This window comes from Pseudomethylobacillus aquaticus, assembly GCF_003730115.1.
GTDB classification, from domain to species: Bacteria; Pseudomonadota; Gammaproteobacteria; order Burkholderiales; family Methylophilaceae; genus Pseudomethylobacillus; species Pseudomethylobacillus aquaticus.
Genome location: NZ_RJVP01000001.1, coordinates 623,359 through 650,038 on the forward strand (window position 1 = coordinate 623,359; position 26,680 = coordinate 650,038).

Sequence of the window (26,680 nt, forward strand, 5' to 3'; positions counted from 1 at the left end):
ATGAACCTGACTGAAGAGATACACGCACGCTTGCAAAGCCTGCATCCCTCGCATCTGGAAATCCGTGATGACAGTGCGCTGCATGCAGGTCATGCTGGCAATAATGGTGGCGGGCATTTTCAGCTCACCATGGTCAGCCCGGCGTTCACCGGCAAACCCACACTGGCACGCCACCGTCTGGTGTATCAGTTACTGGCCGACCTGATGCCGCATCGCATCCATGCCTTGAGCATGCAGGTGTATGCGAGTGATGAAGCGTTCAAGCATCAAGCCCTTGCCATTTGACCTGTTGCTACCGTTAACCTTGATGTCCGTCTCGTCACCTATCAAATTTGTCACCCCAACCTAAAGGAATAACCATGAAATTGCGCACGCGCAGCCTGTTGGCCATTGTGATGCTGAGCCTGTCCCAGCCTTTGCTGGCTGAAGTTTCTGTCAACGGCAAGGCCATCAATCAGTCCCTGATCGATCACATCAACAAGGAAGCGGTCGAAAACGGCCAGAAAGACCCGAACTTCGGCCGCATGGTGGTGGATCGCCTGGTGGCCAACGAGATCATCTATCAGGAAGCCGTGAAGATCGGCATCAACAAGCTGCCCGACTATGTGGCCCGCGAAGAACTGGCTCGCCGCGAACTGATGATGAATCTGTATGTTCAGGATTTCGTGAGCAAGAACCCGGTGACCGACGCTGAGGTGAAAGCGGCTTACGACAAATTCAAGGCAGAACAAAGTGGCAAGGAATACAGTGCGCGCCACATCCTGCTGGGCACCGAAGCCGAAGCCAAGGACGTGATCGCACAACTGGGCAAAGGGGCAGACTTCGCCAAGCTGGCCAGCGAAAAATCCAAGGATCCGGGCAGCAAGGTCAAGGGTGGTGATCTGGGCTGGTTCTCCCCTGCCGCCATGGTCAAACCATTCAGCGAGGCTGCCAGCAAGCTGACCAAAGGCAGTTTTACCAAAACTCCGGTACAAACCCAGTACGGCTGGCATGTGATCAAGCTGGAAAACGTGCGTGACGCGCAGATCCCTACTCTGGACAGCGTCAAGGACCGCTTGACCAAGCAGCTGCAGCAACGCAAGCTGGAAGCCAAGATCACCGATCTGCGCAACAAAGCCAAGATCGTGGACAGCAGCGCCAAGAAATAAGCCTGCCCGTTCCTGATTCGAGCAAAAAGCCTGCCTGTGCGCAGGCTTTTTTATGAGGCGGCGTCATGCCGGTTACTCAGGCTGACATGCAACTTTAATTCCGCGCAGTCGCTCTATAGATGTGCCATAATTAAGAATTGTTATCAATTAACTCCGATACCGCATGTTGAATCTGAGCCAGTTGCAGCCTGGGGAATCCGCCCACATCCACGCCATCCATGCTGAAGAGTCCCTGTTCCACCGACTCAATGCCATGGGTTTCCGTATCGGCAAAAAGATCGAATTGGTACGCCAGGCCAGCTTCGGCGGCCCTGTGCATGTACGCCTGGGCAGCACGGACATCATCCTGCGCCTGACCGAAGCCAACCGTATCCAGATCGCCCGCGCATGAAACGTATCGCACTGCTGGGCATGCCCAATACGGGCAAATCGACGCTGTTCAACCGCCTGAGTGGTGCTTCGGCACGCGTAGGCAACTGGCCCGGCATCACGGTAGACCTGATGAGCGCCAAGATCCTCATCGGTGGTCACATCGCCGAGCTGGTCGATCTGCCCGGCCTGTACGACCTGCACGGGTTTTCCGACGACGAACAGGTGGTACGTCACTTCCTCGCCAACAACAGCGTGGATCTGGTCATGATCGTGCTGAACAGCTCGCAGATCGACCGCCAGCTGTCGTTGGCACTGCAGATCCGTGCGCTGGGCCTGCCCGCCCTGCTGCTGCTCAACATGCAGGATGAAGCCAAGCGCAGCGGCATCAGCATCGACATCGACGAGATGTCACGCCAGCTCGGCCTGCCCGTGGCCTCCATCAGCGCCAAGTACGGCGACGGTTGTCCACAGGCACTGCAACTCGCGGCGCGTCATCTGGAACATCAGCGTGCGCCTATCTCCGCCAGCGAGATCAGCAGCAAGCTGGAGGCCGACACCCAGCTTGAGCAGCAGATGGAACACATCGTCAAACAGGCGGTGCAGATGCCGCTGCAACTCACCGACCGCCTCACCGAGCGTATCGATCGCGTATTGCTGCACCCCTGGCTGGGTCTGCCGCTGTTCTTCGGCGCCATGTACCTGCTGTTCCAGTTCATCTTTACCGTGGGCGCACCGCTGCAGGAAGGCGTCGCCTGGCTGCTGGACCTGATCCGTAGCGATGTACTGGAACCCTTGACCGCCAGCCTGCCCGCCTGGCTGCACGGTTTGCTGCTGGACGGCATCTACGATGGCGTAGGGACGGTGGCGGCCTTCGTGCCCATCATCGTGCTGTTCTTCCTGGTGATGACCATGGTGGAAGACAGCGGCTATATGTCGCGCGCCGCCTTCCTGATGGACGCATTGATGGCGCGCGTGGGCCTGGATGGACGCAGTTTCGTCATGGTGCTGATGGGCTTTGGCTGCAATGTGCCAGCCTTGATGGGCACCCGCGTGATGCGTTCACGCGGCATGCGCCTGCTCACCATGATGGTGATCCCGCTATCGCTGTGCTCGGCACGGCTGCAGGTGTTCGTCTTCATGAGCGCCATCCTGTTCACCACCGAGCAAGCCCCGCTGGTGGTGTTCAGCATGTACCTGATGAGTTTCGTCACCATCTTCCTCACCGCCCTCATTTTCAAGGGCAAGATGCGCTCCAGCGAGCCTTTCATCCTGGAGATGCCACCCTACCGCTTCCCCACCGCCAAACAGATCGTGCTGCGCGGCTGGCTAGAAGTGCGTCACTTCCTCAATCGCGCCAGCAAATTCATCATTTTTGGCGTGGTCATGGTCTGGGCGCTGACCAACTTCCCGTCCGGTGTGCCTGCCGCCAGTGAGGCCACTTATGCGGGTCAGATCGGCCAGTTCTTCCTGCCCATCCTGGAACCCATAGGCATAGACGCCAAACTGGCCATCGCGCTGATCTTCGGCTTTGTGGCGAAAGAGATCGTGGTGGGTGCGCTGGCAGTGATCTATGGCCTGCAGGGCGAAGCGCTGGAACTGCTCATGGCGCAACAACTGGACTGGGTGCAAGGCGTGAGCTTCATGCTGTTCACGCTGATCTACACGCCCTGCCTGTCCACCATCGCCACCATGCGCAGCGAGTCCAAAAGCGTGGGCTATACCGTGTTGGCACTCGGCTGGTCGCTGCTGCTGGCCTGGGTGGTCAGCTTCATCTTTTATCAGTCGGCGCGTGCACTCGGTTTTTAAGTTGGCTCAAACCAGGCCGCAGTTCGCTAAAAACTCACGCACTCTGAAACTCTACTTCCTACGGCGTTTACTGCTGAATTACGAGAAAAATAGCTCTTCAGACTGCCACAAGGATGAAATGTTGATCAATTGAGCGATTTGCCCAAAAGCATTTTCGCTAATCAGGCTGTTCACATGACTGACCGCCATGCCGCCTAGACTCCCGTTAATTCCATACAGATAAGCCAAGTCACCACCTACAACTTCTGTGTCGCTGCCGGATTGCAGGTGATTAACTAAACGCTGATCCGTTAGCGACCAGTTCGTTGCGTTTACGGAATTGGTAGCGATATCCGCATCAAATTGACTGACTAAGCTGGCAAAATTAAAGATCTCCACTTTGTTATTTCGTAGAGCATCTGTACCACTCAATTCAAAATCGACTAGAGAGTCCGTAATCACTTGCAGACTCACTATACTTTTGTTAGAAGTAGCCAGGTACCAGTCTTTAAATGTAAGTTGATCTGAATCTCCTACTTTTAAGATCAAGCTAGACCCAACCTTGCTCAAGCTTAGCTCGCTGTAATCAATGCTGCCACCCAGGCTAAGGGTGTTGTCTGCCCCTACTGAGGCATTGATGATGTCCTGCCCGTCACCTTTATTGAAACTGATCACGTCAAAACCGTTGCCAGTTGTAAACGTGTCGTTACCACGCGCGCCGATTAACAAGCTGTTTCCAGAGCCAGATGTCACAATGTCATTACCGTCACCAACGTATATAACAGCCTTCCCATTACCAAAGCTAATATTGTCGTCACCGGCCCCCGCGTTGATGATGTGGTTGCCTGCATACAACTGCAGTACATCATTACCTGCGCCGGTTGTCACCGCAATATTCGCCGAGCCGCCATAATCCTTGAGGGGTATACTTGACGATGATGAGTAGATTCCGTTCGTCACAGTATTATCGCCATCGCCAAGCGCGAGATTCACACTGCTTACACCCATGTTGTAGAGACGGACAGCATCTGCGCCATCACCAGCAGTAATTTGACGATCTCCAGCTTCATACAGCTTGATTTGATTATCTCCACCACCTGCTGCTATCGCCTGTATTCCACCTTGCAGTGTAATCGCATCATTTCCCGCACCAGTTACAAGTGAATGATTACCTGTACCACCAGTGATAACGTTATTTCCTTCACCAGCATCGACATTGGCTATCCCATTACCAAAGCTAATGTTGTCATTACCAGCACCCGCGTTGATGGAGTGGTTGCCTGCAAACAAGTGCAGCACGTCGTTGCCAGCACCAGTCGTCACCGCAAGATTCGCCAAGCCTCCATAATCCTTGTAAGGGATACTTGACGATGATGAGTAGATTCCATTCGTCACAACATTATCGCCACTTCCAAGCGCAAGATTTACACTACTTCCACCCATGTTGTACAGACGTACTGTGTCGGAACCCATGCCAGCCTCGATCAGTCTGGCACCAGCACCAATCAGGGTGATATTGTTATTCCCCTCCCCAGCTTGAATGCTCTGGTTGCCCGCTTGCAGGGTAATCGCGTCATTGCCAACGCCAGCTACAACTGTATGATCACCCGTACCACCGGTCACAATATTGCTTCCTTCACCAGCATCAACGCTGGTTAAGCCATTACCAAAACTAATGTTGTCATTACCAGCACCCGCGTTGATGAAGTGGTTGCCTACAAACAAGTGCAGCACGTCGTTGCCTGCACCAGTCGTCACCGTAATATTCGCTGAGCCGCCGTAATCCTTGTGAGGTGTGCTTGACGATGATGAGTAAATTCCGTTCGTCACAGTATTATCGCCATTCCCAAGCGCAAGATTTACACTACTTCCACCCATGTTGTAGAGACGAATAGCATCTGCGCCATCACCAGCAGTAATTTGACGATCTCCTGACTGATACAACTTAATGATGTTATTTCCGCTACCAGCAACTATCTTCTGAGCCCCGCCTTGTAAAGTAATCGCATCATCGCCAGCGCCAGCAAGAACTACATGATCACCCGTGCCGCCAGTAACAATATTGTCTCCTTCACCAGCATCAACGCTGGTGAAACCATTACCAAATGTAATTTGGTCATCACCGCCACCCGCGTTGATGAGGTGATTGCCTGCAAACAAATGCAGCACGTCGTTACCTGCACCGGTTGTGACCGTAATATTCGCTATTCCTCCAAAATCCTTGTAAGGGGTATTTGATGTTGACGAGTAAATACCGTTCGTCACAGTATTGTTGCTATTACCGAGATTCAGGATGACTGGACTGCCTGCCATGTTGTAAAGACGTACGGTATCGATGCCCATACCGGTTTCAACCAGCCTAGCACCAGTGCCAATCAGGATAACGTTGTTATCGCCTTCCCCAGCGTGAACCGTCTGATTGCCTGCCTGCAGGGTGATGCCATCATTACCAGCGCCTGTTACAACCGAGTGATCACCCGTGCCGCCAGTGATAGTGTTGGCTCCCTCACCAGCATCAACGATGGTTAACCCATTAGCAAAGCTAATGTTGTCGTTACCATCACCCGCGTTAATAATGTGGTTGCCTGTAAACAAATGCAGCACGTCGTTACCTGCACCCGTCGTCACCGTAATATTCGCTATTCCCCCAAAATCCTTGTACGGGGTGTTTGATGATGACGAATAAATGCCATTCGTCACAATGTTATCGCCGCTTCCAAGCGCGAGATTTACAGCACTTCCACCCATGTTGTAGAGCCGGACCATGTCGGCCTCATCCATGCCGGAGACCAAGTGGTTGTAACCACCAGTGAACTGAATTATTCCACCATCGTCGTTCAACACTATCGCTTTGCTATTTCCTGAGAAGTACCCCTCAAAGGCAGGGTCTTGCAACACGAAATAATCTTTTACCGTAGTATATTCATCTGAAAGTCCGACAAATTTTAAGGCATTCGCAAAATCCACCATATTGCTGACGCCCTTAGCTTGATTAGCAGCAATAGATTGATTCATAAGTTCAAAAACATCTGTGAAATCAAAGTCTATTTCAGTAGACTCAAAATCATAATTAATTACCGCCACGACATCTTTCAAGTGTGTTTGCAGTAACATCAACGATGAAAAGTAGTTGAAAACATCGTTAAATGCCGACCTTAACAACCCTGCTGAATTAGTGGCCGGGTTAACCCCGCCAGCCCCATTACCTGCGCCTTGCACAAATTGCTCGCCAAACAATTTCTCCATAAAAACTAATTGCCTAGCATCAATATTGGGGCCTCTGCTTGAGGCGGCGATGTCATCCACACCAGCCCATTTGTAGAGCAATTCCGTGAACACCTCATTGCGCAACTGGCTTTTTGCAGGGTCGGCAAACGCTTCAACTAAAGCTTTTAATTCACCACTGCTGTCGCGCATGATGGCCTGATGTAAATCGTGCAGCTGTCCGTAACCGCGCAAATAAGGCAATGAGGCCACTTCAGGCGAGACCTCAACCCAGTCTTCTGCGATGGCGTTCATTTTGTCGACACCAAACCACACGTCCGTGGCATGACCAGTGCTGCCATCGGCCCTGGTAAAACTGCCCAGCTGTTTATGCGCATTACCATTGACATCGATGGCGGTGGAATTTGCGTAGCTGAGATTGATGCTTTGCACACCAGCTTCCTCAAGTGATATCACCTCGCCATCACTGTGGTAGCCGTCTCCATTCGCGTCTTTCCATACCTGAAGGCTGGCCCAAGCCACATCACCACTATCTAGCTTACCGTCGGCATTACCGCCGTTAGCAACAGCATCTAAATCTTTCAGCGCTTCAAAACCATTCGCGGCGAGTTGACCATTACTTAGCAGGGTGTTGTTGCCAAACAGCTCACGGCCAGTGTCGATGTAACCACTTCCATCCACATCGCGCACCAGCAATCCATCATCTTTGCCTACCCAGCCTGTGCTTTCGGCAAAACCATTACCATCATGGTCAAACCAGGTGCCTTGGTTGACTGCTTTGGTTTCTACACCGTCACCGTCGAGGTCCAATATGATCGGGGAAGTTGTTGCTTTAGCATCGCCGAATTTGGCGCGGGCAGCAGCCAATGTTTCAGCCGAGGCATCGCTTACTAATAATGGGGCCAGCAATTGAGACCCGCCGATACCTGCTGTAGTCCAAGCAAAAACTTTTGCTGCATTACCTTGAGGACTAACTATTACGCCCAAAGCTGCCCCCATTGTAGCCAAGTTACCTGCAGCACTTAATAAGTCACCTCCTGAGGGTAGCTTGCCTTCTTTTGCATCAATTTGAATTTTCCCGAGCGTGACCAATAAAGCGCCGCCGTTTGCAGCAATAACTCCTATTGGATTTCTTGCTAAATCGGCTGCCGCAGCAAGAGTTTGCGCAATATTATTCAACACTCCAACATTGTCATTTGCTTGCGTTATGTTTCCTAAACCAGTTTCAACTTGTAACAAAGAGATTATGGCTTCCATATTCAGAGACATGCGACTTTCCCCCTAAACAAGTTTGCTTGCTAAAACAATCACATGAATTATCAGGAATGTAATCGTGAGCCACTTTGTAAATGAAATTAACCGGAGTAGGCATGTTTGCCGATAACTCAAATCAACAATATTTTTAGTGTTGTAATTGTTAAGCCAATATTTCGAGGCTAACTCTGGCTTGCAATCTAAATATAGCCAAACACTAAATAGAATGACCTCAACAATTAAACAAATAAGACTATAAGCTGCAAAAAATTTAAACATAGAATGATTATCCTAAAATTGGCTTTCCCGCTTTTCGTCTGAAATCACCCCCACTTCCGTGGAGCCCGTCTGATGAAAGTCCGACAAATTTTAAGGCATTCGCAAAGCTCACCATTTTGCTAACACCGTTAGCTTGATTGGTCGCAATAGGTTGATTGATCTGTTGATAACGTCGGGGGTGTCCGTAATTTTGTGTAAACGGGGTTTTGGTTAGCGGTAAGACATCCGATTCTCGAACTGGATGATGAACCGGCTCAGCGCTGGCTTCCAATCGGGTAGCGGCATGGTCTATCTTGCGCAGCTCCCAACTAACGTAGTTCAGGCTAAAGTAGCGGCAGTTTCCTGCCAAATGACCGTTTACACAAAAATTCTTACGCCCTCGTATCCAGATTATTCACTGGAGCAAAACGGCTATCTCCATTACCTCCCTGAATCGCCACTAACTTTGTAGACACTGTTTAGCCGATTGATTGAACTGCTCTTCAAAGTCTATCGAATTAACTCGCTGAGCATTTTGCTTTCACGTTTGGTAACGGCCATTGCTAGATAATGGCCGTTCGAGCTTGCTGCAATTCCAGTTATTTGCCAAAAATCCAGATTGGTGAGTTTTTGTGGTTGGTTCAATCCACAAAACAATTCCTGTTCAAACCAATAATTGTTTTCTCCAAGCACGTAGCAAATTTTGTTGGTGTCTTTTGCCTGTAGCAAAAATCCACCTATACCCATTGTTCTCAGTTTCCCATCAGCAAACACCTGAAGTATGTACTCGTTTATGCTTGAATTTTCATTTCGGTAGATACTACTTTTTCTTGGCGTCGCAGAGATGTACAGCTCTCCATTATCATAAGTTGCAACACTGTTTACCGAATAAAACTCTGCATTAGTTAGCTGCCTTGATGTTGACTTCTCTAAATCGTAGACCCATAAATCATATTGGCTGGCCGGAGTTTTGCCTCGGGTTCTAGGCAAACCACGGAAGTAGTAGATTTTGCTGCCGTCACGTGAGAACGTCGGGAATATCTTGATACCTCCATCATGCGTGAGCTGTTTGAGATTGCTACCATCCACATTGACCAGCGCCAATTCCGCACCATCTGACCAGTTTTTCTGAGTTGCCGCAGCGTTGAGATTACGCCGGATGATCGCCATGCTGCGATCATCCGGCGCAAAGGTAGCAGAATCCCAAGAAAATCCGGCTGCGGGTGTGTAGCGATGATTTTGGCTGGTTTCGACATCGTGCCGCTGTACCCAGTAGTTTCCGTTGTCGTTCAGCCCATACAGAATATATCGGCCATCACTGGAGATGGAGAGCGGGTTGGCGGTTAGTTGCATGCCTGTGGGTTTTGCATTGCAGCCCGTCATTGAAAGCAACAGCACTAGGCAATACAGAATGAGAATATTTGTTTTGATGCTCACAGAAGTAGCTCCCGAGCGTTGCTTATATGCAGCATGTTATAAAGATTAGAGGCATCATTTATGCCAAGAAAATCAAACCAATACGTATGATGGTGCCGATAGTTGCTAGCGCCCGTCTTATGTGGGTTTACATGGGTTGATATATTCACAAAGCTACTAAAGATTACTTCAGGCACCTTATTTTGGCTCTTAGAGTAGCTGGATTATGGTTGCAGTCAGCCCCTGCTGGTTAATTACAACCACCACTGTAATCAGTGAGACACATTAGGTGATGTCGGTGGCCCAGACTGGACTGACCCCGTTGATCACCCGATTCCTGAGCTGATGCGGATAAATTGGATGTTTGGCATGCCGCTGGCTGGTGTTGGGCTTGCGGTAAAGCGCCTAGATACTCATTTCTTCATCAGGGGGTCTGCACCTGTTTTCGACCGATGCCATAACCGTCCTGGCGCAGCAAGCACTTGGCCGCCAGCAAATGGGAACTCCTGGTGCAGTTCACACGGCTCGTGATTAGCATTTGCGCAACATACCGTCTGCAGTAACATCTGGACTAGAGGCGATTTTGCCACCTGGACGGGGATGAAGCATGCAGCAGTCAATGTTGGACGCCATACAGCAGTTGCCGGAATACCAGCAGTTGGTCAAAAACCGCAGCCGACTGGCCTGGACCTTGTCTGCCATCATGTGCAGCGCCTACTTCGGTTTCATCCTGCTGGTCGCCTTTCAGCCTGCGTTCTTCGAGCAGATCGTGTGGGGCGACACTATCACCATCGGCTTCCCGCTCGGTATCGGCCTCATCCTGCTGGCGTTCGTGTTGACTGGCATCTATGTGTACGCCGCCAACCGCCAGTTCGACGCACTCACGCAGCGCATCCGCGAGCAGGTGCACGCATGATGGCGCGCCTGTGCATCAAGACCAGCCTCGCCAAGCTCAACTACATGAAGCTCAACTTTATGAAGCTGCGCTTTGAGCAATCGGGTCTAACGAAGAGCCGTGCAGCGCTCACCTTGCTGAGCCTCCTGACTCCCGGCCTCGCTTACGCAGACGGCGGCCAGGCAAGTTCCAGCGCTCATGTGATGTTCATCGTATTCGTGCTGGCCACGCTCGGCATCACGCGCTGGGCCGCCAAACGCACGCATACCTCCAAGGATTTCTACACGGCAGGTGGTGGCATCAGCGGCTTGCAGAACGGGCTGGCACTGGCTGGTGATTTCATGTCGGCGGCCTCTTTTCTGGGCATCACCGCGCTGGTCTACAGTCGCGGTTATGACGGCCTGATCTATGCCATCGGCTTTCTGGTGGGCTGGCCGGTGATGATGTTCCTGATGTCGGAACGGCTACGCAATCTGGGCCGCTTCACCTTTGCCGACGTGACCGCCTACCGCTTCAAGCAGACCCCCATCCGCGTGTTCTCGGCCATCGCCGGCATCTCGGTGGTGATGCTGTACCTGATCGCGCAGATGGTAGGCGCGGGGGCGCTGATCCAAACCTTGTTCGGCTTGCGCTTCGAATGGGCGGTGAGCATCGTGGGCGTACTGATCATCGCCTATGTGACCTTTGGCGGCATGCTGGCCACTACCTGGGTACAGATCATCAAGGCCGTGCTGTTGCTGTGTGGCGCCAGCTTTATGGCGCTGGGCGTGCTGTATCTGTCCGATTTCAGTTTCGACAAGCTGTTCAGCACGGCTATCCAGCAGCACCCCAAAGGCGCGGCGGTGATGTACACCGGCGGCATGCTGTCCGACCCGGTCAGCGCCATTTCGCTAGGCATCGCGCTGATGTTCGGTACCGCCGGGCTGCCGCACATCCTGATGCGCTTCTTCACCGTGCCAGACGCACGCGAGGCGCGTAAATCGGTGTTCTATGCCACAGGCTTCATCGGCTATTTTTATATTCTGACCTTCATCATCGGCATGGGGGCGGTGGCCTTCATCCTCGGCGACCCGGCCTACTTCGGCGCCGATGGCCGCATGATAGGCGGCGACAATATGCCCGCGGTGCACCTGGCGCATGCGCTGGGTGGCGACCTGTTCCTGGGCTTCATCTCGGCGGTGGCCTTCGCCACCATTCTGGCGGTGGTGGCTGGCCTCACATTGGCTGGTGCCGCCGCAATCTCGCACGATTTGTATGCCAATGTCATCAATACACAGGCCAGTGATCAGCAGGAGATGCTGGTTTCGCGCTGCGCCACGCTCACACTAGGGCTGTTGGCGGTGCTAATGGGCATCGCGTTCCAGAGTCAGAACATCGCCTTCATGGTGGGCCTGGCATTCACCATCGCCGCCTCCGCCACCTTCCCGGTACTGATCATGTCCATGTTCTGGCGCAATATGACCACACGTGGCGCGGTAGCAGGCGGCTCGCTGGGGCTGGTGGTGGCCGTGGTGATGGTGATACTGGGCCCTGCGGTGTGGGTGCAGGTGCTGGGGATGGAAACGCCGCTGGTGCCCTACTCCAACCCGGCGCTGTTCAGTGTGAGCCTGGCGTTTGCCGGCATCTGGCTGTTTTCGGTGACCGACCGCTCTGCGCAAGCCAAACTGGAACGCTCACGCTTCGAAGCACAGTTCGTGCGCAGTCAGACCGGCATAGGCGCAGAAGCCGCCAGCCATTAAGCTTGCCAGCATGGGGATGGCGACGCGCTGTTGCGGCGGGCTAAGGTCGCACTACTGGCGGCGCACTACTGACAACTTACTGCTTATTAGCTTCCGCGCTGCTTGCTGCAGCTCATGTAGTTGGAGCCGGTGGGAGAACTCAACATGATGTTGCCGTTCATGGTATAGGCACGGTGTTTTTCAAAGGTGCCGGATTCGAACACGATGTCCTTGCCATTCTGACGGTACTTGCCTTTGTTGCCATATTTGTCCGCATAACGGCCAGCGCTGAGGATGTTGACATCGACTAGGGAGTAATTGAGCGTGCTGCCGATCAGGAAATAGCATTGATATTTCCCTGTGGTCACTGCTTGAGCGCTCACAGGTTCGACTGATGCATGGCCGCTGCCGGCTACCACATCCAGCATGAAGGCAGAATAGGTGTCTTCATAGCTCACGTCGTCCTTCCTGACCTTGCAGCCTGAGCCTTGAACGGCGGTCACCGTGGCGGGTTTTCCGCCCGGCGTGATGACGCGCTGACCGACCTGACAGCTCTCCAGCCTGGCGATGTGCAACGGCGGCTGGCCCTCGAAAAAGTCTGCCGCCAGCGCTGGCACTGCGCTGATAGAAACAAGAATCACCGGGAAAAGTAAGGCGATACCGGGAAATGAAAACTCAGGGAATACTGACTTGATGACCACGGGTATCAGCTGACGACGCATCTCACACCTCCGGACTTGTATGCTTTCACAGCATGTCTGAACAGGAACACCTGTTTATTCTGAACATCTTCAAGCACTTCATCACTGCACAAGCACGCCGCGTGATGCGGGGAACAAACACAATATCAGGCGATCTGCGAGAACTCCAGCGCATTCCCGTCCGGGTCGCGGCAGAACACCGCAGCACGTCCCGACATGCTCATGGTGTAAGCGATGCCAGCTTCATCCAGCGCGGCCTTGATAGGCATGACATCGCGCACAGCGAAGGCCAGATGATGGTCACGTCCACCATGCGCAGGCAAGGTCACGTCCTTGTAAGGGTCTGGCACCACCATCAGGTGGATCTGGTTGGCACCTATGTCATACCAGACACCTGCAAAGCCAAAATCCGGCCGTGCCGGATTCGGGGTCAGGCCCAGTAATCCTTCGTAGAAATCACGTGCACGTTGCAGGTCGGCGATGATAAGGCCGGCGTGCAGCATGCGGTCGATGGCGATCTTCATTTCATGCAGTCCTGAAAATAAAATAAACCGCGCCCATCAGGCACAGACCCGCCCACAGAAAATCGAGCTTGATCGGCTGCTGCATATAGAACAGCGCGAACGGCACGAACACCAGCAGGGTGATGACTTCCTGCAGGATCTTGAGTTGCGCCAGTGACAGCACGGTGAAACCGATACGGTTGGCGGGCACCTGGAACAGGTACTCGATGGAAGCGATGCCCCAGCTCGCGAGCGCCGCGATGATCCAGGGTTTGTCGTTGAGATTCTTGAGGTGCGCGTACCAGGCGAACGTCATGAAGACGTTGGCAATGGTCAATAACAGGATGGTCTTGGCCACTGCCGGCATATTACGTTCTCATGGTTGCATGACGCTTAAACGGCTTGCTCGCCGGTTTCGCCGGTACGGATGCGCACCACTTGCTCGATGGAAGAAACGAAGATCTTGCCGTCGCCGATCTTGCCGGTGCGTGCGGCTTTGATGATGGCTTCCATGGCGCTTTCCACCAGGCTGTCTGCAACCACCAGCTCGACCTTGATCTTGGGCAGAAAATCGACCACGTATTCAGCACCACGGTACAACTCGGTGTGGCCTTTCTGGCGGCCAAAGCCCTTCACTTCAGTCACGGTCAGGCCGTTGACGCCGATCTCGGACAAAGCCTCACGCACTTCGTCGAGCTTGAACGGCTTGATGACTGCTTCAATCTTTTTCATTTACGGTCCCCCTAGGATTATTGTAAGACGTCAGCCGGTGTTAATCGGCAAAGTGATGCTTGTATGTTATCGGATAACGCCTGTCCTTGCCAAACCCGCGATGCGTGATGCGCACGCCCACCGGGGCCTGACGGCGCTTGTATTCATTGCGGTCTATGAGCCCGGTCACGCGCGCGATGTCCTGCTCGCGGAACCCCTGCGCGCGGATCTCGGCACGGCTGCTATCGTCTTCCACATAGGCTTCCATGATGGCGTCCAGCACCTCGTAGGGCGGCAGGCTGTCCTGGTCGGTCTGATCCGGACGCAGTTCGGCCGATGGTGGCCGCGTGATGATGCGCGTGGGGATCACCGGGGCGATCTGGTTGCGGTAATCGGCCAGTTGATAGACCAGCGTCTTGGGCACATCCTTGAGCAGCGAAAAACCACCGGCCATATCGCCGTATAGCGTGGAATAGCCCACTGCCATCTCGCTCTTGTTGCCGGTCGTCAGCACAATGCTGCCGAACTTGTTGGACAGCGCCATCAGCAGCATGCCACGGATGCGCGCCTGCAGGTTCTCTTCGGTGGCATCGAACGGACGCCCGGCGAATTCCTCGGCCAGCGTGGCGCGGAACAGCTCGAACAAGGGCTTGATCGCCATCTCGCTGTATTGCACGCCCAGGATCTGCGCCATCTCCCGCGCATCGCTGATGCTGATATCGGCAGTGAACTCGGAGGGCATCATCACCACGCGTACCTTGTCTGCACCCAGCGCATCCACGGCGATGGCCAGGGTGAGGGCCGAGTCTATGCCGCCAGACAAGCCCAGCACCACACCGGGGAAGCCGTTCTTGCTGACATAGTCATGCAGCCCCAGGCACAAGGCGCGGTACACCGAGGCAGGCAAAGGTAACAGCGGACCGATCTCGCCCGGCAACGGGTCAGCCTGTTGCAAACGCACCAGCGCAACGGCTTCTTCGTATTCCGGCAATTGCTGCATCAGCTCGCCGCTGCGGTCCAGCACGAACGAGGCGCCATCGAACACCAGCTCGTCCTGCCCGCCCACCATATTGGCGTAAACCACGGCAAGGCCGGTCTCCTGCACGCGTTGCGCCAGCACTTCATGGCGGGTGACCTGCTTGTCCTGATGGTAGGGGGATGCGTTCAAGGCCAGCAACAATTGCGCACCCGCCTGTTTGGCCAGACGTGCCGGTCCAGTTTCCCACACGTCAGCGCAGATCAGCACCCCACAGCGCACGCCTGCATGCGTGAACACCAGCGGCGCATCGCCCTTGGCGAAGTAACGCTCTTCATCGAACACGCTGTGGTTAGGCAACACCTGTTTGTAGTAGGTGGCGACGATCTCGCCCCCCTGCAGGACCGAAGCCGCGTTGTAGCACAGGCCGTTATCACGTGCCGGGTGGCCGACCAGCAGTGTCATCTCCGGCACGGCAGCGGCGAGCCTGGCCAGGGCCGCAGCACAGGCGGTAAGAAAATCATCTCGGAGCAGCAAGTCTTCCGGAGGGTAGCCACTGATGGCCAGTTCGGGGGTCAGCAGCAGGCTGGCGCCCATGTGTTGCGCGCGGCGCGCGCAGGCGATGATCTTGTCAGTATTGCCGCTTAGATCAGCAACGGTGCAATTGATTTGTGCGATGGCAAGCTGCATGGCAAGCGGCTGCGTGGCTTGGGAGAGTGGCGCAGCCTGCTCCGGGGCTGCAGTCTGGCTGTTAAGATCGCTAATAGCTACCACCGGCATCCCTGATCATGCGGACCATCTCGGCATCTTTGCCCTTGAGCGCATACACCAGCGCGGTCAGGCCATATTGATCCTTGGTTTTGACATTGGCACCGCTCTGCAGCAACAGGCGCACCAGCTCGGTGGAGCCTTCAATGACGGCATAATGCAGCATGGGCGTGCCTGCTTCGTCACGGTGGTTGACATCAGCCCCTCTGGCGATGAGCAAGGTGCTGGCAGACACCTCTTTTTTCTGCAAAGCCCAGGTCAGTGCAGTCCATTTCGAGCTGTCGGAATCCTTGACGCTGGCACCGTTATCCATCAGCAAGGCCATGGCGTCGGTATTGCCAGCGCGCGCCGCATACATCAGTGCCGTCGCACCCTGGCGGTCACGCAAGGCCGGGTTGGCGCCATTGGCAATCAGGGTCTTGAGCGTGGCGAGGTCGCCATTCTTGGCAGCGAACATCAAGATGGTCTTGCCATCATCACTGCGTGCGTTGGCATCCAGACCATGCTTGATCAGCGCATCCACCGCCTCATGAAAACCGGAGGTGGCGGCCATGCCCAGTGCACTCCAGCCGTCCGGGTCACGCAGCTTGGCATCTGCCCCCTTTTCAAGCAGCAGCTTGATGGTGGCGATGTGATTCTTTTTGGCGGCGAACATCAGTGCGCTCCAGCCGCCACTGTCAACGGCATTGATATCAGCGCCCTTGCTGAGCAGAAGCTGCACGGCTTTCACCTGATCCTTGCGGGCGGCGTACATCAGCGCGGTGATGCCGTCGGCATCACGTACATTGATGTTTGCTCCACTATCCAGCATGGCTTTCAAGGTATCCAGATCGCCCTGAGAGGCCACTGTGAGCAGATAGGGGATCTTGTCTTCGGCAAAACTCAGCGGCGACCACACCAGACACAACGCCACCGCGCTTGTCAGTATGCTGCTGCTGATCGCCCTGCCCAGTTTGCCGAGTTTGCCTAGCTCTGGCTTGCTTAGCTCTGGCTTGCCTGGCTTGCCTGGCTGGTTTGGCTTGTTTTGCTTGCCCATGTTGCCTGCCCTGTTCATGTGTGTACGCTCAATCCCGTTGTCGGCTGTTCATAGCTGCAAGTCAGACTTGCGATTTGGCGTGTATCGCCTGCTTTACTGCCTCACCCAGACCAGCAGGCGAACTGGCGACCACCACACCGGCTTGCTCCAGCGCCTGCATCTTGTCTTCAGCACGGCCACTACTCCCCGAGATGATCGCACCTGCATGGCCCATGCGCTTGCCTTTGGGTGCGGTCTGCCCGGCGATATAGCCAGCCACCGGCTTGCTGACATGGTGCTTGATGTAGTCGGCAGCAGCTTCTTCGTCACTGCCACCGATCTCGCCTACCATGATGATGGCTTCAGTTTCAGCATCCGCTTCGAACAATTCCAGACAATCGATGAAGTTCATGCCACGGATGGGGTCACCACCGATACCGACGCACGTGGATTGACCCAAACCGAGCGCCGTCGTTTGGTGTACGGCCTCATAGGTCAGCGTACCGGAACGCGACACGATGCCGACCTTGCCACGCAGATGGATGCTGCCCGGCATGATGCCGATCTTGCATTCGTCCGGCGTGATCACCCCTGGGCAATTCGGCCCCACCAGACGTGCACCATTGGCCTTGAGTGCCGCCTTGACGTTGAGCATGTCCAGCACCGGGATGCCTTCGGTGATGCAGATGATGAGTGGAATGCCCGCATCACAGGCTTCCAGGATGGAATCCGCTGCATAAGCTGGCGGCACATAGATCACGGAAGCATTAGCCTGCGTGCTGCGCACCGCTTCACGCATGGTGTTGAACACCGGCAAACCCAGGTGCAGCTGCCCCCCCTTGCCCGGGGTGACACCGCCGACCATCTGCGTGCCATAGGCCAGCGCCTGTTCGGAATGGAAAGTGCCCTGCTTGCCGGTGAAGCCCTGGCACAGGACTTTGGTGTTTTTATCAACGAGTATCGCCATATCAAACCTTTGTTGCAGCAACCGCCTGCTGGGCGGCATCGGTCAGGCCGGCCGCAGAAATAATCGACAAACCGCTATCGCGCAGCATCTGACGGCCTAACTCCACATTGGTGCCTTCGAGGCGCACCACCACCGGGATCTGGATACCCACCTCGCGCACAGCCGCGATGATGCCTTCGGCGATGATGTCGCAGCGCATGATGCCGCCGAAGATGTTCACCAGGATCGCCTTGACGTTGGCATCGGCCAGAATGATCTTGAACGCCTTGGTGACGGTCTGCGCGGTAGCACCACCGCCTACATCCAGGAAATTGGCGGGGGCGCCGCCGTGCAGCTTGATCAGGTCCATGGTGGCCATGGCCAGCCCTGCGCCGTTGACCATGCAACCGATATTGCCGTTGAGGGCGATGTAATTGAGGCCAGCCGCATGCGCCACTGCTTCCTTGGCATCGTCCTGACTCCAGTCACGCTGTTCGGCCAGCGCCTTGTGACGGTATAGCGCATTGTCGTCCACGCTGATCTTGCAATCCAGCGCGACCAGTGCACCGCTCGCGGTGATCACCAGCGGGTTGATCTCGAGCAGGCTGAGGTCGTTATCGCAGAACAGTTGGTACAAGCCTTTCAGCAACTTGGCAAAGGGCGCGATCTGTTCGTTGGCGAGGCCCAGGCCGAACGCCAGATTGCGCGCCTGATAATCCACCAGGCCGTTGAACGGGTCACACACTTCCTGCAGGATCTGCTCAGGATGATGCTGCGCGATCTCTTCGATGTCCATGCCGCCAGCGGCAGAGGCGATCACCACGATGCGCTCCAGACTGCGGTCCACCAGCATGGAAAGATAAAGTTCGCGCCGGATGTCCAGCGTCTCTTCCACCAGCAGTTGCTGCACGATCTGACCGTCCGGCGCGTTCTGGTAGGTGACCAGCGTCTTGCCCAGCAACGCGCTGGCGGCAGCTTCAACCTCGGCGATGGACTTGACCAGCTTGACGCCACCGGCCTTGCCACGTCCACCGGCATGGATCTGCGCTTTCACCACCCAGGCGGAACCCGGGATATTGTTGGCAGCGCCGACCGCGTTGGCGACCGAGGTCGCCAGTTGGCCGTGAGGCACCGGGATCGCATACTGCTGCAGTAGCTGCTTGGACTGGAATTCGTGCAGATTCATAGAGGAAATCGAAGGATTCGAGGTGATTTTCTGAATGCTGCATTTTGGCCGAAAATACGCCAATACGCCAGCGAATGCGGTGTCCAGGCAGTTTCCACGCTGTGTATAATTCCATTTTTGTCTTTGCAAAGTTGTCTTGCATGCGTCTCGTAGTTCAAGGGCCCAGCCTGCCCCAGCATGATCTGACTGAATTGAGTCGATTGTTCGGCGACACCCCATTCACCTCGTTGACCAGCACGGCCGCCGTGCTGGCAGTAAGCATCACCCAGCAGGCCGCCGTGTCGGACTGGTGCACACCACGCCAGCTCGACCATGCCTTCGTGCCGGATGAGCTGACCCTGTCACAACTGGGGCTGGCCGTGATGGACATGGATTCCACGCTGATCACGATCGAGTGCATAGACGAGATCGCCGACATGTGTGGCCTCAAACCGCAGATCTCGGCCATCACCGAAAGCGCCATGCGTGGCGAGCTGGATTTCGCCGAGAGCCTGCGGCGGCGTGTCGCCCTGCTGGCTGGCCTGGATGCCTCCGCGCTGCAGCGCGTGCTGGACGAACGGCTGCAACTCAGCCCAGGCACGCTGGACTGGATCGCGGCCTGCAAACAGCATGGCATCCGCACCATGGTGGTTTCCGGCGGCTTCGACTTCTTTGCCGACCGCGTCAAACAACTGGCCGGTCTGGACTATGCACACGCCAACCAGCTGGAGATCATCGACGGCAAACTGACCGGTCAGCTGCTGGGCGCTATCGTCGATGCGCAAGCCAAGGCGGATCTGCTGGAAACCCTGCGCCTGCAATTGGGTCTGACCCAGAAGCAGGTGGTGGCCATAGGCGATGGCGCCAATGACCTCAAAATGATGGCCGCGGCCGGTGCTGGCGTGGCGTATCGCGCCAAGCCACTGGTGCAGCAACAAGCGAGCTTTGCACTCAACCATACCGGACTGGATGGCTTGATCCATCTGTTCAGCCCGGCCTGAGCGCGGGCACACCTTTGAACTTGCGTGCGCCCTCTCAACCAATCAGGCTCTCAACCAATCAGGAGTTATAAAATGCTTTTGTATTCCAAACTGGCCGCAGTCGCCCTGCTGTCACTTAGCCTTAACGTATGGGCAGGCCCCATTGCCGAGATCAAGACCAGCGAAGGCCTGATCGTGCTGGAACTCAACAGCGATAAAGCCCCCAATACAGTGGCCAATTTTGTGCAATACGCCAAAGATGGCCACTACACCGGCACCGTGTTCCACCGTGTCATCTCGGGCTTCATGGTGCAGGGGGGTGGCATGGATAGCGACCTGAACGAGAAACCGACCAGGGCACCGATCAAGAACGAAGCCAACAACGGTCTCAATAACACCATAGGCACCATCGCCATGGCACGCACTGGCGACCCGCATTCTGCCAGCGCGCAGTTCTTCATCAATGTGGCTAACAATACCTTCCTTAACTTCACCGAGAAATCCGAGCGTGGCTGGGGTTATACCGTGTTCGGCAAAGTGACCAAGGGCATGGACGTGGTGGACCGCATCGCCAAGACACGCACTGACGGTGGTGATGTGCCAGTACGCTCCATCGTCATCGAGCAGGTCACTATTAGATAAACGCCTCAAAGCGGCGGCAAATAAGCGCCTCAAAGCGGCGGCAAATAAACGCCACAAAGCCGCGAGAAATAAACGCGACAAGGCGCTGCTGCAGGTGCGAACCAGCGCCGAAGGCATGCAACACCTAAAGAATGAAACAAAAATAAATCAGTGAGACAAAACACCAACGCCGCAATATTGCGGCGTTGGTGTTTTCAATTGGACGCTGATTCAATCGGGCCCTCTCAAGCGACCCGTGATCAACCAGCTTCAGTGTTTAGCTGACAAAAACGACGTCAGTCATCCGTGACCAGCAACTCGATCTGAGCCAGTAACTGGTCTTTGTCGCTGGCATAAAAAGGCGTGGGGATCTCCACCCAGGCGCGACGCCCACCAGAAAGCCGGATCGGCATGCGATCTGCCTGCCCGGCACTGCGTGTGGTGCCCCGGCCATTGCCGCCATCGCGACCAAAACCATAACTGGCCGTATCATCCTGCATGGCCGACTGGGCAGCTAGTTTCTGTGCCGCAACGTAGTCAAAATATTTAACGAAATCGAGGTTGTTCTGGAACACCTGCATGCAGGCATCAGCGCCCGGTGGCGTGAAACCGCGCTGGATCAGGTCGAATTTGAGTGTAGTGCGGGACGGCAGACTGTCCGGGTATTTCTCCAGCAGCTCGGCAAAGATCGCCGGTGTCTTCAGCCATTTCAGCAGCAATTGCTGGCGGCCCTGCTCGTTGTGGCTGTTCTTGTATAGCTCCAGCTCGCGGCTCACCGCCAGCATGCCTTCTTCAGGCGACTCGACCAGGCCATAATGGCTCATGGCCGTGATCAGTGCAAACGCAGCCGGATTATTGAGTACCGCTTTGAAACCGATGTGTTGTGTGACCGCATTCATGGGCGCCGGATAACAGCGCTCGTTATCGTAGATCATCAACGCGCGGTTGATGGCCTCGTCCAATCCGATCGATGGCGCCGTTGGACTTCTGCGCTTGCTGACAGGCTGATTCATCGCTACCCCACCCCCGTGAAATTATAGCTAGCGCTAATCTAGCATACATTTCCATACAGTTCATAGACTTGTGCAGCATTGCAACGCCATGTTCTGAGATTACCGCCCTAAACTTCACATCCATCTAAAAAATAAAATAAAAAAGCCACGCGGTGCGTGGCTTTCAAGCTTCAAAGAGGGCAGCCTCGATTCAAAGATAGATACCTAGATAGGCAACCAGATCAGCTCGCCCGCTTTCATGTCCGGCACCAAAAGATGCTTGCCGTCGGCTGACAAGGCGATGTCGGCCGAGGCCTGGAAGCCGTCCTTGATCAGATGCACCTCACCCGCGGTGTCCACCTTGAACACCTTGCCATTCTTCCAGTCGCTGACATACATATCGCCGGTCGCGGTATGTACCAGGCCGTCCCCGCCACCAAACCCTTCCGCGATATCGACCATGTCACCGGTGTTGATATCCAGCCGATACAGCACGCCCGTTGCGAAATCCACCTGCAACATCACCGTACCGGTATCGTCCATGAGCAGGCCGTTGGGGGCTAGGATGCGCGCATCACGCTCGGCATCGATGATAAGGCTGACCTCACCGGCCGGGTTGATCTTGTAAATGGCACCGCCCTTGCTGAGATCCCCGCTGTCGCTGACATACAGATTACCCTGCGGGTCGGGCTCCAGATCATTGAGGAACTGCGGCGTACGCGGGAAATCCAGCGTGTCGGCGAACACTGTCCAGCTACCATCCGGTGCCACCTTCAGCACGCGGGTCTTGTCAGCCACATACAGGTCATCAGCTATCATGGCGAGCCCTTTGGGGTCGTCCATGCCGGTCGCAAACACACTGAGCTTGCCATTCGGGCTGATCACGCTGATCTGGCCATCGCCATTCTTGTCGAAGCCGTTTATTTCAGATACAAACACGCGACCATCGGCCGCAGCCACCACCGATTCAGGTGTTTTGAGCCCACTTATCTTGCTAGGCCCGGTGCTTTCTGCCGGTGCGCAAGCCACCATCAACAATGCTGCGAATACAGGACTGCAACGCCACAGGTTTACCATAAAGGACTCCATTCGATACCGTTCGGACTGTCAGGCTATCTGCTGCTAAGGCCCGTGTCCAGACTCAGTATTGCAGATCGAGCGCGAAGGGAGCCGCGATCGGTGTGATCAGGGCGATATTAGCGCATGGTGCTTTGGGTGCTTCTGCTGCCAGAGGGGTACTCAGCGCGGCCTGCACTTTGCTGTCTGCCTTGATCATCTTGACCAGACCCTCCATCGCTTCGCTGTAGGCTGTGTCGATATTACGCTGCGGTGCGTAGCCCAGGAAGCCGGGTTGTTCCGCGCGGCTCACAAAGGTGGCCAGTGGCTGACCATCGGAGGCATACACGTTCGCGGTCACACGGCTGTAGAACACGCGCATCAGTGGGTTATAGAACATGCTGGGCTTGAGCCAGACCAGGGTCTTGCCCGTTTCCAGGCCGCGGCACATGCCCACGCTGCCGAATTCCTTGCCGAACTTCTCTTTGGCCAGCGGCTCGACATACGTGGCCTGGCTGTACCAGAAGTCGCGGTTGTAATATTCACTCAGACGATAGCTGTGCGTGAACTCCTTGGGGCTGATGTAGACCAGCATGTCATTACTGTCGGCGGCCTGCGCCGACGGCGCCATGGCAAGCCCCAATGTGATGCTCAACAATCCAAGCAAGCCGTGTCTGTTCATGTCTCTCTCCATTCCTGCATTAGCGTTCTGCACAGCCGTTCAAGCTGCGTAAGTGATGCGGTAAATCGCACCGGTTTTGTCATCCGACACATACAAAGCGCCGTCCGGGCCGACTATCACATCCACAGGCCGCCCCCAGACTTCACTGCCGTTCTGCCACCCAGTCACAAAATTTTCGACTGCGACTGGCTGGTTATTCTCAAAGCGCACGCGTACCAGTTTGTAGCCGTAAGGCTGATCCCGGTTCCAGGAACCATGCAAGGCCACCACAGCATCTGACTGATATGGCTTGGGAAAATTCGTTTTATCCAAAAAGCTGATACCCAGCGGCGTGGAATGGGCGCGGAAGGTGATCGCAGGTGGCGTGGTCGTCGCGCAGAAACCAGCGCTACCTGGAAAATTGGGGTCGGTGAACTGATTCCCCCAACAGTGTGGCCAACCATAATGCTTGCCGCCTTCGATATGGTTGAGATGTTCAGGCGGCAACTCATCGTTGACCGGGCCATTACGGGTCTCGGAACGGTTATCCGCGCCATTATTGGTGGCGAACATCTCGCCGCTGACCGGGTGCCAGGCAAAGCCTTGCGAGTTGCGCAGACCGCGCGCCCAGATCGGCGATTGCGCGTGACGGCCCAGTGTGGTCAGCGCACCGGCCGGTTTCCCGTCACGGGTATAACGATGCAGCGTGGCACGATTCGGGTCCTGCTCCAGGCAGACATTGCAGGTCGAACCTACATTCAGGTAAAGATGGCCGTCCGGCCCCAGTCGCAAGGTCTTGGTGGAATGGCCGCCAGCAGGCAAGTTGGAGATCAGCGTGGTCACGCCACTGGCCGGCCAGTCAGCATCTTTTTGCTCCAGTCGCACCACGGCATCTTCATTGGCAACCAGCAGCTTGCCATCCACGAACACCAGTCCCTGTGGGTTACGCAGATTCTCTGCCACCACCACCACCTCGTCTGCCACCCCGTCTTTGTTGCGGTCGGGCAGCATCAGCACTTTGCCGTGGCGGGCGGTAGTGACATACAGGTGACCATCCGGTCCAAAGGTCATGAAGCGTGCGCCGGGCAGCTGCTCACCATCCGGCATGCGTGTTGTGCCAAATACCTGGACCTTGAAACCTTCAGGCAGGTTGAGGCTGTCTGGTGCGGCCATGGAGGGCTGGATGCGGAACAGCAACTGTGTTGTGAACAACAGCACAAAGGCCGTCACTGCAAACAGTCCCAGACGTTGTTTCTTGCTCATTAGCACCTTTCCTTGTCAGTTAACTGATCCCTAGCGATCGCCAGACACTGCGATCACAGCCGGCACGCGCCCTTTCAGGTCAACTCAGGTCAACACGTCTGACCAGATGTTCTGCGCCCAGGCGTAAGCGTATTGCCCTTCCTGCTCGCTAGGCTGCACCGAAACACCCCCACCTTCGGCGGGCAGCATGATCTTCTTATCCAGGTCATAGCGGTACACATGCGCCACATGCATGGCCATGCGTGCATTCACAAAGCTGTAACAGGTGTTGGCGAACACCGGCTGCGGGTCAGGCTCCTGCCCTGCCAGCGTGGCCAGTATGGCGCTGGCGCAGACACGTGCCTGCGAGGTCGCCATATGGGCTGATTTAGGCAAGGCCGCTGACACGGAATCTCCAATAATGTACGTGTCCGGCACGACTTTGGATGCGTAACTGAGGAAATCAACCTCGCACCAGCGTTTGTCCACATTGGCAGCGCCCACCAGCTGCGCCACTTTGCCGGCCCGCTGTGGCGGGATGATGTTGAGCACATCGGCGCTCACCGTCTCGAATTCGGTTTTGACCTCACGCGCAGCGACATCCACCTCGGTCAACTGGCTGTTGGGCCGGTAGTCGATCATGCCGGCATACAGCTCTGCCCACACTTTGGCGAACAGGGCTTTTTTGGAGGTGATCTCCGGGTTGGCATCCAGCACGATGATCTTGGCTTTGGGCTTGTGCTGGCTGAAGTAGGAGGCCACCTGACAAACCCGCTCATACGGTCCGGGTGGGCAACGGTATGGGGCTTTGGGTACGCTCATGACGAACACGCCGCCATCCGGCATAGCGGCCAGTTGTTGCTGCAGCAACACAGTTTGCGGCCCGGCTTTCCAGGCATGCGGCACCTGCTGCTGGGCCTCGGCGTTATCCAGTACGGGCAGGCTGTCGTAGATGAAATCCACACCGGGCGCGATCACCAGCTTGTCATAAGGGAGTTCGCCACGCGTCAGTTGCAGCTTGCGGGCAAGCGGGTCGATGGCAGTCACCGTGTCCTGCACAAGCTGGATGCCGTGCTGCTGCAAACCGTCATAGCCAAAGGTCAGGTCAGCCAGCGTCTTGCTGCCACCCAGCACCAGATTGGAAAGCGGACAAGAAATGAAACTGGGCTTGGGTTCGATCACGACCACTTCAATCCTGCCTGCACTCCACATGCGCAGATATTTGGCTGCGGTAGCGCCTGCATAACCGCCGCCTATCACCACCACGCGTGGCGATGCTTGTGTACGCAGCGCTCTGGCACATCCGGACAAAGGCAGCAGGGTCAATGCCGCCGCACTGGCAGAGAATCGCATGAAGTCACGGCGGTTGAGTTTCATGACGGCAGCCTCCTGCAGCTAGCGCTTATCGGGGGTGGGTGGGCAAAGAGGCCGGGCGGCGGGGCTGTTGCGAGAAGAACAGCGCAAGACCGTCGATCTCGGCATCCGTCAGGCCCTTGGCGTGGCGCTGCATGACCGTGGATGGTCTGACGCCACTTTTGAAATCCTGCATCTGTTTGCGAAAATGGCTTGCATCCAGGCCAGCCAGTACCGGGGTACCGCCTACACTGTTGCCGTTGGTTCCGTGACACGCAGCGCAGGAGGCGGCCAAGGTGGTGACATGGTCCGGCCCCGCTACAGCAAGTAGCGGAGCATAAAACAGACCCAGCACTGTCAGCCTGAGCAACATGGTGCTGTCTTCTAGCGTGCCGTTAGTGCTTTAGAAGCACTTGGTTTCCTGGCAGCCATCATCCTTGGCGCCATATTTTGTCAGCAGTTCAGCCGTGGAGGTATTGCCCAGGTCACGCGCCATGCGCAGGATAGAAAGGTCGCCGCGCATCTTGATCTGGGGATCGGCCCCCTTTTGCAGCAGGTACTCGACCAGTTCATTGTTTGCATTGAATGTGGCGTGTGCCAGCGATGTCATGTAATTGACGGGATGGCGGTAGTTGATGTCAGCACCATGTTCAGCAAGATATTTCACCATGGCAGTCTGGTTCTTGCTGGCGGCGGACAGCACCGGGGTCCATGCGAAGAATTTGTCGTTCACCGCGATCTTGCCGGAATCCAGATACTTCTTCACCATCTTGATATTGCCGCCTGTGACCGCAGTCGTGAATTCGATCTGCTCTTCATCGGTCAGCGCAAAGCTGGACATCGAGAATACCAAGGCCAAAACCGCCAGTCCTGCTTTTAACATGTTCATGCTGTTCAATCTCCGTATTGTTATTAGTGA

At 55.5% G+C, this 26,680-nt stretch carries 25 protein-coding genes; 8 read left to right on the forward strand and 17 right to left on the reverse strand.

What is annotated here, in order from left to right:
• From ED236_RS02935 to feoB, 4 genes are all read left to right on the forward strand, one after another.
• On the forward strand, positions 1 to 285 hold the full coding sequence (locus ED236_RS02935) for a BolA family protein (protein ID WP_123236415.1): 285 nt from the start codon (positions 1 to 3) through the stop codon (positions 283 to 285).
• Between the two features lie 74 nt (positions 286 to 359).
• Positions 360 to 1,148 (forward strand): peptidylprolyl isomerase, encoded by a 789-nt coding sequence (locus ED236_RS02940; RefSeq protein ID WP_123236416.1) that lies wholly within the window; start codon positions 360 to 362, stop codon positions 1,146 to 1,148.
• A 163-nt stretch (positions 1,149 to 1,311) separates the two neighbouring features.
• Positions 1,312 to 1,539, forward strand: coding sequence for a FeoA family protein (locus tag ED236_RS02945; RefSeq protein ID WP_123236417.1), 228 nt, complete (start codon positions 1,312 to 1,314; stop codon positions 1,537 to 1,539).
• Positions 1,536 to 3,326 carry a ferrous iron transport protein B gene (gene feoB / locus ED236_RS02950; RefSeq protein ID WP_123236418.1) on the forward strand — a complete coding sequence of 597 codons (1,791 nt, stop codon included), beginning with the start codon at positions 1,536 to 1,538 and terminating at the stop codon, positions 3,324 to 3,326. The genes ED236_RS02945 and feoB overlap by 4 nt, the downstream gene beginning before the upstream one ends.
• Positions 3,327 to 3,404: 78 nt before the next feature.
• On the opposite strand, the gene ED236_RS02955 is transcribed toward feoB, so the two are convergent.
• Together ED236_RS02955 and ED236_RS02960 are read right to left on the reverse strand one after the other, a co-directional pair.
• The gene (locus ED236_RS02955) at positions 3,405 to 7,799 is read right to left on the reverse strand and encodes a beta strand repeat-containing protein (protein ID WP_123236419.1); all 4,395 of its coding nucleotides are present in this window, start codon (positions 7,797 to 7,799) and stop codon (positions 3,405 to 3,407) included.
• A 753-nt stretch (positions 7,800 to 8,552) separates the two neighbouring features.
• A complete protein-coding gene (locus tag ED236_RS02960) occupies positions 8,553 to 9,479 on the reverse strand; it encodes a TolB family protein (RefSeq protein WP_123236420.1) in 927 nt (308 codons plus the stop codon).
• Between the two features lie 598 nt (positions 9,480 to 10,077).
• Between ED236_RS02960 and ED236_RS02965 the strand changes: the two genes are divergently transcribed.
• Together ED236_RS02965 and ED236_RS02970 are read left to right on the forward strand one after the other, a co-directional pair.
• A complete protein-coding gene (locus ED236_RS02965) occupies positions 10,078 to 10,374 on the forward strand; it encodes a DUF485 domain-containing protein (RefSeq protein ID WP_205125626.1) in 297 nt (98 codons plus the stop codon).
• Positions 10,371 to 12,092 (forward strand): cation acetate symporter, encoded by a 1,722-nt coding sequence (locus tag ED236_RS02970; protein WP_240032001.1) that lies wholly within the window; start codon positions 10,371 to 10,373, stop codon positions 12,090 to 12,092. The genes ED236_RS02965 and ED236_RS02970 overlap by 4 nt, the downstream gene beginning before the upstream one ends.
• A gap of 86 nt (positions 12,093 to 12,178) precedes the next feature.
• Here the strand turns inward: ED236_RS02970 and ED236_RS02975 are convergent, their stop codons facing one another.
• From ED236_RS02975 to sucC, 8 genes are all read right to left on the reverse strand, one after another.
• Positions 12,179 to 12,793, reverse strand: coding sequence for a hypothetical protein (locus ED236_RS02975; RefSeq protein ID WP_123236422.1), 615 nt, complete (start codon positions 12,791 to 12,793; stop codon positions 12,179 to 12,181).
• 125 nt (positions 12,794 to 12,918) lie between these two features.
• Entirely contained in the window at positions 12,919 to 13,296 is a 378-nt protein-coding gene (locus tag ED236_RS02980) for a VOC family protein (RefSeq protein WP_123236423.1), read from the reverse strand.
• A gap of 1 nt (position 13,297) precedes the next feature.
• A complete protein-coding gene (locus ED236_RS02985; protein ID WP_123236424.1) occupies positions 13,298 to 13,642 on the reverse strand; it encodes a DMT family protein in 345 nt (114 codons plus the stop codon).
• A 26-nt stretch (positions 13,643 to 13,668) separates the two neighbouring features.
• Positions 13,669 to 14,007 (reverse strand): P-II family nitrogen regulator, encoded by a 339-nt coding sequence (locus ED236_RS02990; protein WP_123236425.1) that lies wholly within the window; start codon positions 14,005 to 14,007, stop codon positions 13,669 to 13,671.
• A 40-nt stretch (positions 14,008 to 14,047) separates the two neighbouring features.
• Positions 14,048 to 15,652: an NAD+ synthase gene (locus ED236_RS02995; protein WP_123236608.1), complete on the reverse strand. Its 1,605-nt coding sequence runs from the start codon at positions 15,650 to 15,652 to the stop codon at positions 14,048 to 14,050.
• Positions 15,653 to 15,722: 70 nt separating this feature from the next.
• Positions 15,723 to 16,784 (reverse strand): ankyrin repeat domain-containing protein, encoded by a 1,062-nt coding sequence (locus tag ED236_RS03000; RefSeq protein WP_240032002.1) that lies wholly within the window; start codon positions 16,782 to 16,784, stop codon positions 15,723 to 15,725.
• A 43-nt stretch (positions 16,785 to 16,827) separates the two neighbouring features.
• Positions 16,828 to 17,712, reverse strand: coding sequence for a succinate--CoA ligase subunit alpha (sucD, locus tag ED236_RS03005; protein WP_123236426.1), 885 nt, complete (start codon positions 17,710 to 17,712; stop codon positions 16,828 to 16,830).
• Between the two features lies 1 nt (position 17,713).
• On the reverse strand, positions 17,714 to 18,877 hold the full coding sequence (gene sucC, locus ED236_RS03010; protein WP_123236427.1) for an ADP-forming succinate--CoA ligase subunit beta: 1,164 nt from the start codon (positions 18,875 to 18,877) through the stop codon (positions 17,714 to 17,716).
• A 140-nt stretch (positions 18,878 to 19,017) separates the two neighbouring features.
• Here sucC and serB point away from each other — a divergent pair, with 140 nt between their 5' ends.
• Positions 19,018 to 19,857 (forward strand): phosphoserine phosphatase SerB, encoded by an 840-nt coding sequence (serB, locus tag ED236_RS03015; protein WP_123236428.1) that lies wholly within the window; start codon positions 19,018 to 19,020, stop codon positions 19,855 to 19,857.
• 72 nt (positions 19,858 to 19,929) lie between these two features.
• Entirely contained in the window at positions 19,930 to 20,478 is a 549-nt protein-coding gene (locus ED236_RS03020; protein WP_123236429.1) for a peptidylprolyl isomerase, read from the forward strand.
• 275 nt (positions 20,479 to 20,753) lie between these two features.
• On the opposite strand, the gene ED236_RS03025 is transcribed toward ED236_RS03020, so the two are convergent.
• From ED236_RS03025 to ED236_RS03055, 7 genes are all read right to left on the reverse strand, one after another.
• A complete protein-coding gene (locus ED236_RS03025; RefSeq protein WP_148042238.1) occupies positions 20,754 to 21,470 on the reverse strand; it encodes a hypothetical protein in 717 nt (238 codons plus the stop codon).
• A gap of 204 nt (positions 21,471 to 21,674) precedes the next feature.
• Positions 21,675 to 22,526, reverse strand: coding sequence for an SMP-30/gluconolactonase/LRE family protein (locus ED236_RS03030; RefSeq protein WP_123236431.1), 852 nt, complete (start codon positions 22,524 to 22,526; stop codon positions 21,675 to 21,677).
• A gap of 64 nt (positions 22,527 to 22,590) precedes the next feature.
• Complete coding sequence (locus tag ED236_RS03035) at positions 22,591 to 23,187, reverse strand: hypothetical protein (RefSeq protein WP_148042239.1); 597 nt, start codon at positions 23,185 to 23,187, stop codon at positions 22,591 to 22,593.
• Between the two features lie 39 nt (positions 23,188 to 23,226).
• Positions 23,227 to 24,429: a PQQ-dependent sugar dehydrogenase gene (locus ED236_RS03040; RefSeq protein WP_123236433.1), complete on the reverse strand. Its 1,203-nt coding sequence runs from the start codon at positions 24,427 to 24,429 to the stop codon at positions 23,227 to 23,229.
• 84 nt (positions 24,430 to 24,513) lie between these two features.
• The gene (locus ED236_RS03045; protein WP_123236434.1) at positions 24,514 to 25,785 is read right to left on the reverse strand and encodes an FCSD flavin-binding domain-containing protein; all 1,272 of its coding nucleotides are present in this window, start codon (positions 25,783 to 25,785) and stop codon (positions 24,514 to 24,516) included.
• Between the two features lie 25 nt (positions 25,786 to 25,810).
• A complete protein-coding gene (locus tag ED236_RS03050) occupies positions 25,811 to 26,134 on the reverse strand; it encodes a c-type cytochrome (protein ID WP_123236435.1) in 324 nt (107 codons plus the stop codon).
• Positions 26,135 to 26,164: 30 nt separating this feature from the next.
• The gene (locus ED236_RS03055; protein ID WP_123236436.1) at positions 26,165 to 26,650 is read right to left on the reverse strand and encodes an ankyrin repeat domain-containing protein; all 486 of its coding nucleotides are present in this window, start codon (positions 26,648 to 26,650) and stop codon (positions 26,165 to 26,167) included.
• Positions 26,651 to 26,680 lie beyond the last annotated feature (30 nt).